Annotated in this window: 7 protein-coding genes; 1 reads left to right on the top strand and 6 read right to left on the bottom strand. The window is 71.9% G+C overall.

From position 1 onward, the window contains the following. Positions 1-52 precede the first annotated feature (52 nt). Positions 53-1,042, bottom strand: coding sequence for a LacI family DNA-binding transcriptional regulator (locus tag I8N68_RS25860; protein ID WP_200215097.1), 990 nt, complete (start codon positions 1,040-1,042; stop codon positions 53-55). 178 nt (positions 1,043-1,220) lie between these two features. Between I8N68_RS25860 and uxaC the strand changes: the two genes are divergently transcribed. Beyond that, positions 1,221-2,714 carry a glucuronate isomerase gene (uxaC, locus tag I8N68_RS25855; protein ID WP_200215096.1) on the top strand — a complete coding sequence of 498 codons (1,494 nt, stop codon included), beginning with the start codon at positions 1,221-1,223 and terminating at the stop codon, positions 2,712-2,714. 239 nt (positions 2,715-2,953) lie between these two features. Here the strand turns inward: uxaC and I8N68_RS25850 are convergent, their stop codons facing one another. Genes I8N68_RS25850 through I8N68_RS25830 form a run of 5 tightly spaced genes read right to left on the bottom strand, consistent with a single transcriptional unit; the run spans position 2,954 to position 11,340 of the window. Continuing rightward, positions 2,954-3,559, bottom strand: a complete 606-nt coding sequence (locus I8N68_RS25850) for a LutC/YkgG family protein (protein ID WP_307812972.1) — start codon at positions 3,557-3,559, stop codon at positions 2,954-2,956. Next, positions 3,556-4,977, bottom strand: coding sequence for a LutB/LldF family L-lactate oxidation iron-sulfur protein (locus I8N68_RS25845; protein ID WP_200215122.1), 1,422 nt, complete (start codon positions 4,975-4,977; stop codon positions 3,556-3,558). Before I8N68_RS25845 ends, I8N68_RS25850 begins: the two co-directional genes overlap by 4 nt. Positions 4,978-4,994: 17 nt before the next feature. Further along, positions 4,995-5,729 (bottom strand): (Fe-S)-binding protein, encoded by a 735-nt coding sequence (locus I8N68_RS25840; protein ID WP_200215094.1) that lies wholly within the window; start codon positions 5,727-5,729, stop codon positions 4,995-4,997. A gap of 2 nt (positions 5,730-5,731) precedes the next feature. Beyond that, entirely contained in the window at positions 5,732-7,216 is a 1,485-nt protein-coding gene (locus tag I8N68_RS25835; protein ID WP_200215093.1) for a rhamnulokinase, read from the bottom strand. After that, complete coding sequence (locus I8N68_RS25830; protein ID WP_200215092.1) at positions 7,213-11,340, bottom strand: glycosylhydrolase-like jelly roll fold domain-containing protein; 4,128 nt, start codon at positions 11,338-11,340, stop codon at positions 7,213-7,215. Before I8N68_RS25830 ends, I8N68_RS25835 begins: the two co-directional genes overlap by 4 nt. Positions 11,341-11,343 lie beyond the last annotated feature (3 nt).

Genomic DNA, 11,343 nt, shown 5'->3' with positions numbered 1-11,343 from the left:
CTCCCTCAGTCACCCCGGAAGTCGGGGTGCGGCCGCGTTCCGGCCAGGATTGTCAGTTGGTCCGCGCGACTCCGGTCGAGGCACGCACGAGCAGTTGGGTCGGCAGCTCCCGGCGGGCGTTGCGTACGCCCTCCGGTTGCTCCAGCAGTGAGATCAGCAGGTCCACGGCGGCGCGTCCGGCCTGTGCCTTGCCGAGTGAGACCGTGGTGAGCGCCGGTGCGGACATGGCCGACATCTGGATGTCGTCGATGCCGATCACGCTCATGTCCTGGGGCACCCGCACGCCACGGTCGCGTAGCCGGCCGAGCAGACCGAGTGCCATCAGGTCGTTGTAGGCGATGACCGAGGTGACGCCGGAGGCGATGATGAGATCCGCCGCGGCGACCCCGCCTTCGAAGTGGGGCGGGAAGTGACCGGCCACGACCAGCTCCATGCCGGCCGCGGCGGTCGCGGTGCGCAGGCCGCGGACCCGGTCACGGGACGACCAGGAGGTACGCGGCCCACCTACCCAGGCGACCCGTTCGTGGCCGAGCGCCTGGAGATGAGCGACCGCCTGTCGCATACCGTCCACGTTGTCGAAGACCACGGACGGGACGCTGCCGAAGCGGCGGTTGACCATGACGAGGGTGGTGCTCTCGCACAGGTCGCGGATCTCTTCCTCGCGGGCTCGGGGAGAGCAGAGGATGAGCCCGTCCACCTGCTTGCCGAGGACCCGGATGAGCCCGACCTCGGCCGTCGGGTCCTCGTCCGTGTCGGCGAGGAACACGGCGTAGTCCGCCTCCCGCGCCCTGGCCTGCACCCCCTTCACCACGCTCGGGAAGAAGGGGTTGGCCAGGTCCGGCACGATCAGGCCGATGTTTCCGGTGCGGCCGGTGATGAGACCCCGGGCGGCGCGGTTGGGCGCGTAGCCCAGCCGCTGGGCCGCCCGCAGTACGCGTTCACGCGTCGTCGCGTTGACCATCTCGGGCGTCGACAGCGCACGGGACACGGTGGACGGTGAGACGCCTGCCTCGCGAGCCACCTCGCGGATCGTTGCTCGCACGGCCCCACCTCCTCTACCCGTGACCGACACCCGTCAGTCTGAAACCGTTTGCAAGGGCATGTCAATACTCGGTTGCGTAGATGTTTCGGAACGTTGAACGGCTCCCGCCTTGTAGCCGGAGGGCCGTAGTGCAATCCTTTGCAGGACCGGTTTCGACGAGGCGCCAAAGGAGAGTTGCGTGGCACAGCTGCGTCTGCATCCCGACCGAGCCCTGCCGGCAGGGCAGGACGTTCGACCCGTCGCCCGCCGGATCTACCAGGCCACCCGTGAGCTGCCGCTGCTGTGCATGCACGGGCACGTGGACGCGGCGGTGTTCGCCGATGACCAGCACTTCTCCGACCCGGCCCAGCTGCTGGTGGTGCCCGATCACTACGTCACGCGGATGCTGGTCTCGCAGGGCGTACCGCTGGAGCAGCTCGGCGTGCCCCGGGTCGAGGGGGGGCAGGTCGAGACCGATCCACGGGCGATCTGGCGGCGCTTCTGCGCCCACTGGCACCTCTTCCGCGGCACGCCCAGTCGCTACTGGCTGGAGCACGAGATCGCCGAGGTCCTCAAGATCGACATCGCGCCCGGTCCCGACACCGCCGACGAGCTCTACGACCTCATCGACGCCCGGCTGGCCGAGCCGGATTTCCGGCCGCGGGCGCTGCTCGACGCCTTCAACATCGAATTGATCTCCACCACCGATTCCGCCACCTCGACGCTCGCGGACCACGCCAGGCTGGCCGTGGCAGGACTCGGCGCACGGGTGGTACCGACCTTCCGGCCCGACGCGTTGACGCATGTCGGGCACGCCGGCTGGGTCCGGCAGGTGCGGCGGCTGCAGGAGCTTTCGGGCGTGGACACCGGGGACTACGACGGGTTCGTCGCGGCTCTGCGCAGCCGCCGGGAGAGCTTCGTCCTGGCCGGGGCACGCGCCACCGATCACGGGCACCTCACCGCCGCCGCCGAGCCGGTGTCGACCGAGGAGGCCAAGCGGATATACGCCGAGGCGGGCCAGGGCAGCGTGAGCGACACCGCGGCCGCCGCCTTCGCGGGCCACATGCTCTTCGAAATGGCTCGCATGTCCTGCGACGACGGCCTGGTCATGCAGATCCACCCCGGAGTGCTACGCGACCACGATCCGGCGGTGCACGCCGCCTTCGGCTCCGATCGGGGGTTCGACATCCCGGTGGCGGCCGAATTCACCCGCGCTCTCCAGCCGATGCTCAACGCCTTTGGCCGGGACCCGAACTTCCGGCTGGTGCTCTTCACCGTCGACGAGTCTGTCTACTCCCGGGAGCTCGCTCCGATCGCCGGTGTCTACCCGTCGGTACGGCTCGGCGCGCCGTGGTGGTTCCTCGACAGCCCCGACGGAATGCGGCGCTTCCGAGAGTTGGTGACCGAGACAGCCGGCTTCTACAACACCTCCGGCTTTGTCGACGACACCCGGGCGTTCCTGTCGATCCCCGCACGGCACGACCTGGCGCGGCGCGTCGACGCCGGCTACCTGGCCCGCCTCGTGGTGGAGCACCGGCTCTCCGAGGACGAGGCCGTCGAAACGGCCGTCGACCTGGCGTATCGCCTGCCGCAAGAGGCGTACGCACCCCCCAGGTCACCCTCGACGACGACGCCTACGCCACGTGCAGGCCGTGAACGGGGCAAGGTGGACCACGTTTCGCCGCGCGATTGACGGCGCTGTCCGTCGGGCAGGCTCGGCCGGACTCCCCGGGTAATCGTCGTTCCTGGTTTCATGGCATGCCATAGCGCCCCACCGGCCGCCGATGGCGCTAGCCCTTGCGGCCGGTGGTGGCGATGCCCTCGACGAATTGCCGCTGGGCGAGGAACAGGATGATCATCGGCACGGTGGCGATGACGCTGCCGGCGAGGACTCAGGCCGCCCGCCGAGCCGTACGAGTAATCGTTCTACGCTCACGGGCGAGGAACGATCACCACGTGGAGGCGTCGGGGGCCGTGGACACCTTCCACCCGGTTGAGTTCGATGTCGCTGGTGGCGGAGGGTCCGCTGATCCAGGTCAGCGGGCGGTTCGGGTCGAGCCGGGCGATGGCGTCCGGTGCACCGGCGACGACCTGATCGGTCCGCAGCACGCAGATGTGCACGTCGGGCAGGAGTGTGATGACCCGGCGGCCCTGGTCAGGGGCTGCGTCGAGCACGACGGTGCCGGTTTCGGCGATGGCCACGGCCGCTGCGGTGACGACCCCGTCGAAGGCGGCAATCTGCTCCGCGGTGAGATTCTCGTCGGTCACGGCGGCGACCGTGGCGGGCAGCCAGTGTCCGGGCACTCTGGGTGGCACCACGACACGCTGGCCGCCCAGAACCTCGTCGACCACCTTCGCCACCTCTGCGTCCGAACATCGGTGCACGGTGGCCCGATAGTCGGTGAGCCGGTGCACCAGCACGTCGAGGTCGACGTCGCCGCCGGCCGGCCGGTAGTCCCGTGGCACCTCTGCCGGTGTCGTCGTGGTGGGACCGATGGCGGCGCGGAGGCGGCCGAGGATCAATTCGCGTGAGTTCACCGTTCTGCCCACCATTCGCGGAAGGTCTGTGGGGGCGGTTGCGGCAGGTCGCGGCCGATGGTCCAGCCGGACAGCGGCGGGGGCAGGCCGCGACCTCGGCGGCCGGCGAGGCGGGTGAGCCGCGCGGCGCGCTGCGCGGCCGCGTACAGCGCCGGGTGGTCCATGGTGTACGCGGCCGCGGCCATCGCGATGGACTCGGTGGTAGGGCGCCGCTGGGCGGTGACGTGGGCGGCACGCAGGTGCACCAGCAGCTCCGGAATATTGATCTTCACGGGGCAGGCGTCGTAGCAGGCGCCGCAGAGCGACGACGCGTACGGCAGGGAGGCGTTCTCCTCGACCCCGGTCAGCTGAGGTGACAGCACCGCCCCGATCGGCCCCGGATAGACCGACCCGTACGCGTGCCCGCCGGTGCGCTCGTAGACCGGGCAGACGTTGAGGCAGGCGGAGCAGCGAATGCAGTGCAACGCCTGCCGGCCCACCTCGTCGGCGAGCACCGCGCTGCGCCCGTTGTCCAACAGCACCAGATGCACCTGCTGCGGCCCATCGCCCGGGGAGACCCCGGTCCACATCGAGGTGTACGGGTTCATCCGCTCCCCCGTCGACGCCCGCGGCAGCAACTGAAGGAAGACCTCGAGGTCACGCCAGGTGGGCACCACCTTCTCGACACCCATCACGGTGATCAAGGTCTCCGGCAGGGTGAGACACATCCGCCCGTTGCCCTCGGACTCCACCACCACGAGGGTGCCGGTCTCAGCGACGGCGAAGTTCGCCCCGGAGACAGCCACCGGGGTGTGCAGGAACGTCTGCCGCAGGTAGCGGCGCGCGGCGGCGGCCAGGGCCACCGGATCGTCGGTGAGCGCCGGGTCCACCCCGGGCATCTCCCGCAGGAAGATCTCCCGGATCTCGGCCCGGTTACGGTGGATGGCGGGCACCAGGATGTGACTGGGCCGATCGTCGCCGAGCTGCACGATCAGCTCCGCCAGGTCGGTCTCCACCGGGGTGATCCCGGCGGCTTCGAGGGCCTCATTGAGACCGATCTCCTGGGTCGCCATCGACTTGACCTTGATGACCCGGTCGCTGCCGGTCGCGGCCACCAGCTCGGTCACGATCCGGTTCGCCTCCACCGCGTCGGCCGCCCAGTGCACGGTCCCACCAGCCGCGGTCACCGCCGCCTCCAACTGCTCGAGCAACTCGGGCAGGCGGGCCATGACGTCGGCCTTGATGGCCGCACCGGCGTCGCGCAACTGTTGCCAATCCGGAGCTTCGGCGATCACCGCCGCCGACTTGGCCCGAATCGTGGCCGTGGCGTGGCCCAGGTTCCGGCGGAGCTGCGAATCGGCGAGGGCGCGACGGGCGGCCGCGGGGAAGGACTGGTCGCCGCGCAGGTGCCCGACCCCCCGGGGCGCCGTGGTCGGCATGCCGAGGAATGTGCTGGTCACGACGCCTCCGTACTGGCCAGGATCTCGGCGAGGTGCACGGTGCGTACCCCCGCCCGGAGCCGGGACAGCCCGCCGCCGATGTGCATCAGGCAGGAGGCGTCCCCGGCGGTGCAGACGTCCGCGCCGGTGGCCAGCACGTGGCGCATCTTGTCGGCCAGCATCGCCGTGGAGGTGTCCGCGTTCTTCACGGCGAAGGTGCCGCCGAAGCCGCAGCACTGCTCGGCCTGCGGCAGCTCCACCAGGTCGAGGCCGCGGACCTCGCGCAGCAGCCGCAGCGGCCGGTCCCCCACCCGGATCATCCGCAGCGAGTGGCAGGTCGGGTGGTAGGTGGTCCGGTGCGGGTAGTACGCGCCCACGTCGGTCACCCCGAGCACGTCGACGAGCAGCTCCGACAGCTCGTAGGTGTGCCGGGCGACCTCCTCGGCCAGGCTGGCCAGCCGCTCGTCGCCGGCCCGGCGGGCCACCATGGCGTGCTGGTGCCGCACCGACCCGACGCACGAGCCGGACGGGGCCACCACCACGTCGTAGGGGGCGAAGGTCCGCACGTGCCGGCGCACCAGCCGCAGCGCGTCGTCCGGGTAGCCGGTGTTGACGTGCATCTGGCCGCAGCAGGTCTGCTCCTCGGGAAAGACGACCTGGTGACCGAGGCGTTCCAGCAGCCGTACCGTGGCCTTGGCCGCCTCCGGGAAGAGGGTGTCGGCCAGGCAGGTGACGAACAGGGCGATCCGCATCCTCACCTCCCGATCCGTGCGGCGGCGGCCCGCCAGGGTGCGTCGTTGCCCCGCGGCTCGTACACGGTCAGCTGTTGCGTGCTGCGCAGCAGCTGCCGCAGCGCCCGCAGGTCCCCGTGCACCACACCGGCGGCCCGGGCCTGCACGAGCACGTTGCCGAGGGCTGCGGCCTCGACCGGCCCGGCCACGACGGGCCGACGGCAGGCGTCCGCGGTGAGCTGGCACAGCAGCCCGTTGCGGGCGCCGCCGCCGACGACGTGCACAGCGTCGACGTCGCGTCCCGATAGCCGTACCGCGTCGTGAACGGCGGTCCGGTAGGCGAGGGCGAGGCTGTCCAGGATGCAGCGGACCGTCTCGGCCTGGCTCTGCGGCGGTGTCTGGCCGGTGCGCCGGCACGCGGCGGCGATGCGCGCCGGCATGTCGCTCGGGGGAAGGAACGCGGGATCGTTGGCGTCCACGACCGCCGAGAAGGCCGGTACGCGGGCCGCGTCGTGCAGCAGCGATGCCAGGTCGGCGGGGAGCCCGGCCGCGTTCCAGGTGCGGATTGATTCCTGCAGCAGCCACAGGCCCATGACGTTGCGCAGGTACCGGGTGGTGCCGTCGACGCCGCCTTCGTTGCTGAAGTTGGCGCGCCGGCTGTCCTCGGTCAGCACCGGCGTATCGAGCTCGACCCCGACGAGCGACCAGGTGCCGCACGACACGTACGCGAAGCGCTCGCCGGCCGCCGGCACTCCGACCACCGCCGAGGCCGTGTCGTGCGACCCGACGGCGGTCACCGGCACCGGGCCGGCCAGGCCGGTGTCGTCGAGGACGTCGGGCAGCAGCTCTCCCGCCCCGTCGCCGGGCTGGCGCAGCGGCGGGAAGAGGTCCGCCGGCACCCCGGCCACAGCGAGAAGCCGGTCGGACCAGGTGCGGGTCCCGACGTCGAGAAGCTGGGTGGTGGACGCGTTCGTGACCTCGGTGCCGGCGATGCCGGTGAGCCAGTAGCTCAGCAGGTCGGGGATGAGGAGCAGGTTCCGCGCCGCGGCGAGCTGCGGTGACCCTGCGGACGCCGCGAGCTGGTAGAGCGTGTTGAACGGCAGGAACTGCAGTCCGGTGATCCGGTAGATCTCCGCTGCCGGGACGCCGGCGAGCACCTTGTCCATGGCGCCGTCGGTGCGCTCGTCGCGGTAGTGCACCGGATTGCCGAGCAGGGCACCCCCCGCGTCGAGCAGACCGTAGTCGACCGCCCACGAGTCGATCCCGACGGAGGTGATCTGGCCGGCCTCCCGGCCCGCCGCCCGCAGCCCCTCGAGGACGCCCCGGTACAGCGCGAGGACGTCCCAGTGCAGGGTCCCCGCGACCCGTACCGGCACGTTGGGAAACCGGTTGACCTCGACGAGGTCCAGCCGGTCGGGCGCCACTCGGCCAAGCATCACCCGCCCGCTGGACGCGCCGAGATCGACCGCGGCGATCGCGGCCGCGCCCTCCGAAACTGTCGGGCTCATTGCGGGTATCCCTCCAGCTCGACGATGCGAGAGTAGGCGTTGTCGTTGGCGGACCGGACGATGACGCGTAGCGCGGTCGCGTTGACCGGCTCGAAGGTCCGGCGCACCAGCCCGTCGGTGTTGCCGCGGATCTCCGCGACCGTACGCCACTGACCACCGACGAGCGCCTGCACGTCGGCGTCGCGTAGCCCCCACGCCAGTGCGGGGAACTGCGCGGAATCGATCGTGTACAGGTCGACCCGACCGACCGGCGCACCCGTGGTGAAGTCGACGGTCAGTGTGTCGGGGAAGGCGCCCTGCGTGGCGTCGTTCCAGCCGTTCCCCTGGCCCCAGCGCTCCGAGCTGCGGTCCCCGTCGATCGCGCCGTCCGGGCGGAAGGAGGCGTGGGTGGATGAGGCGCTGGCCTGGCCGAGCCGGGTCGCCAGGTCGACGGTCACCGGCACGTCCCGTCGCTCGCCGCCGACCGTAACCGTGAGGGTGCCGGTGCCGGGCACCGTCGCGTCCACCGGAGCGGTCAGCGTGACCGAGACCAACGCCTCGCCGACGCGGTCGAACTTCACGTCGGTCCGGGCCGGCGTGACGGTCAGCCCACCGCCGGCGGAGAGTTCGACCTTTGCAGTGTCCTGGGAGCCGCCGAAGCGGCGTACCCGAACCTGCAGCTCCTGGGATTGCCCCGGCGACACGCTCGGTGGCGCTGGCATGCCGACCTCGTACACCGGCTCGTCCCCGACCGGCGCGATCTCGGCGGAGACGGGCCGCTGCGGACGCAGCACCACCGGGCCGAGCAGGCCGGCGGGACGGTGGTCGCCGTGCCGGTTGGCAAGCGTGTTCGTGACCCGCACCTGGATCTCGTTGCGTCCCGCGTGCAGCGCGGGCGTGATGTCCAGGCGGTACGGCTGCCACAGCAGCGGGTCGAACGCCTGCCCGTTGACCGTGACCTCCGCGACGTCCCGCACATCGCCCAGGTCAAGGACGAACCGGCGGCCGTCGAGGATGGCCGCGTCCAGGTCGACCGTGCGGGAGTACGTGGCCGATCCGGAGTACGCCGGGTCGATCGCGGTCCACGACCCGAGCGGCCGGTCCTGCGGTTGGGCGCCCGGCTTGTCCAGCCGTACCGTCCAGTTGCCGGCGAGCGGGACCGGGGTGAGCGGGTCGTCGGTGGCGAGCGTGCCGCCGAACAGCTGGTCGTCCCAGGCGCCGACCACTCGGTGGCTGCCCGGAGCGTCGAGCACGGCGTCAACGCGCAGGGTGCCGGGGCTGCCCGGGCCCACCGCCGTGGCGGTGACGTCGCCGGAGACCAGGTGCGGCACCGCGGCCGGCGGTTGCGCCGCGGACCGGAAGGCGACCACCACGGTCTGGTACGGCTGCAGTTCCAGCGGCACGGCGGTGCCCAGCCGGCCGGGCGCGTCCCGGAAGGTCGTGGCGGTCGCCGTCCGACCGGTTTCCGGCTGCCACAGCTCCGGAGTGCCCTTGGCGGGGAACGTCGCGGTGGAGCGGATGACCGCCCCGCTCTCGTTGGTGAGCAGGAACGCCTGGTCCTTGCCGGTCTCCAGCCGGAGCACCCGCACGGCGCGCTGAGCCGGTTCGAGCACGGCCGCGGCGACACCGGCCGAGCGGGTCGCCTCCCCGAGCCCGGTCGGGTCTGCCAGGCGCACGGTGCGCCCGGCGTACACGCGCTCGGCCGGCGCCTTGCCGTCTCCGAACAGCGCCGTGAGCGCGTCGCGGAGTTCACCATCACGGCCGGCGGCCTCCTCCCGTGGGAGGTCGCCCACCACGACGAGCGTGCCGCCGGTGCGGACGAACTCGGTCAGCGTCCGGACGGTGGCCACATCCAGGGTCGGGGCCTGCGGGAGCACCGCCAGGCGGTAGGACTGCTCCCCCATTTGCAGCCGTCCGCCGCGCACCTCCGCACGGGCGCGGATCGCCGGATCGCTGGCCAGCGCGCCCTCGTCAAGCAGGTCGAAGTCGACCTGGGTGTCCTCCAACGCGTACGCGGCGGCGGTGAAGTCCCGGTCGATCGCGTCCTGGCTGGGTGTGCCCTGCCAGGCTTCGGCAGCCCGCTGTGGCTGGATGAGCACGGTCTGGGCGGCGGCCCGGCCGCGGGCCACCTCCATCACCCGCCCGATCCAGTCGGTGAGCGGCTTGGCGGTGCGCCACCACGGGTTGCCCGAGCCGAACGGCGGTGGGTAGACGACGTCGTTCTCGTCGGTCCACATCGCGTGCAGCACGGTCAGGTTGATCCCCCGGGCGGCGAACGCGCCGAGCAACGCGTGCGAGAACTCGGGCGACACCTGCCAGCCCATTGCGCCGAACGCCTCCAGCAGAACGCGTTCCTGGCCGTTCTGGTGGGCGTCGCTCGCCGCGTACCGGGGCAGCATCGTGCGCCCGCCGGCCGCGTAGTGGTCGAACACGACGTCGGTGCCGGGCACCTGCGCCCACTGGTTCTCCTTGTGCAGGTCGCCGGTGCTCGCGATTTGTTCGGCGGGGCCGTACTCGTCCCAGAGCGGGTTGGAGATGTAGCCGACGCCATGGTCGGCCATCCAGCGCGCCTGCTGGGCGTAGTAGGCCTCGCCGAAGCGGTCGGAGACGGCGCGCCAGTACCGTCCGCGCTCCGTCCGCCCGTCGCGGCCGAGGTCGTCGAAGAGGGCGGCGTACGCCACGCCGGGTGTGGTGCCGACGTTCTTCAGCGCGGCGTGCAGGCTGGGTGACCACGGTTTCTGCTGGAAGTGGGCGTCGGCGGAGGCGATGAACGGTTCGTCGTCCCAGAAGCCGCGCAGCACGGTGCCGAACGCCCACGGGAACCGCCGGTAGTACTCGCCGGGCACGGCGTCCAGCATGCGGGCCACGGCGTCGTTGTCCAGCAGGTCGAGGTAGTTCCGGCGGAACGACCACGAGTTGTCGTCGGCCAGCGGCGTGGCGGTGAACGTGTCCACCCGCCATTGCCCCGCTGGTGCCGGCCAGGCCCGGCCGGACGTCACGTGGTCGGTCAGGTCGACGAACTCGCCGACGTCGTTCGAGCCGGCCGGTCGGGCGACCGCGGAGACCACCTTCGCCGCGGACCGGCGGGGCCGGAAGTCGGTGAGAGCGGCCGCTCCGTCGAACGCCTGCCGGTAAAGCGGCTGCCCACCGGGTCCGGTCACGGAGAGCTCGTCGTACGTCGAGCGCTGGTCGGCGACCGCGCGGACCCCGACCGTGCCGCGCGGGAACGTGCCGTCGGTGGCCGATGGCTGGGCCTTGCCGTCCACGTACGGAGTGATCGTGTTCCCGGCGACCACGACCCTGATCTCGTGCTCGGCGGCCGGGTCCCAGCCCGGCACCCCGCCGGGGTGGCTGAGCAGGGTGAACGAGCCGTTCTGCTGGCGCCAGATGTCGACGCCGCCGTCGTCGCGGCGGGTGTCGACGAGGTATCCGTTGCGCTCGTCGGCGGCGCGCACGACCATCCCGGCGGTGCCGCGGTCTAGACGGGCCCGGGCGGTGAGCGTGTAATCGGTCCACTCCGCTCCGGTCTTCAGCACCGCGACGCCGTTCAACGCGGCGGCGTCGACGACGAGGCGTCCTCCCGCGACGTCCAGCCCGGTGGTGTCGCCGCCGAGGTCGACCTGTGCGGGGCCGGTCACCGACCTGCTGGTACGTCCGAGCCCCGTCGGGCGCAGCTCGGGGTGCGGCTCGTAGGTCCGGTCGCCGACCTTGCCCCCGTTGACGACCAGGCCACCGCCCCGGCCGCTGGGGAAGAAGTCGTCGTTGAACAGCCAAAGGTGCATGCCGGTGCGCTGCGCCTCGCGCAGCGTGTGCTCGATGATGGCGAACCATTCCTCGCTGAAGAACGCCGGCTTCAGCGCGGTGGTGTCGAACGGGAACACGACCGCCTCGTACACGCCCTGCGCCCGCAGCTCGCCGAGCTGCCGGTCGACCAGCGCCGGCGTCACGGTGCCGTTCCAGAACCAGAGCACGGCCGGCCTGCTGTCCGGCCGCGGCTGGGCGAACCGCGCCGCGTCCAGGCCGCTTGCCGGCTCGGCGACCGTGTCCGGCTGGGCGACCGCGGCGTGCTGGGGAACGGTGACGGTGGCGAGCGAACACAGCACGGCGAGCGCGGCCGCGGTGACTCGCCGGGCAATCGGCAGCATGGG

The organism is Micromonospora coerulea (genome assembly GCF_016598485.1).
In the GTDB taxonomy this organism is placed as follows: Bacteria; Actinomycetota; Actinomycetes; order Mycobacteriales; family Micromonosporaceae; genus Micromonospora; species Micromonospora coerulea.
This window is presented reverse-complemented; position numbering and strand designations above follow the sequence as displayed.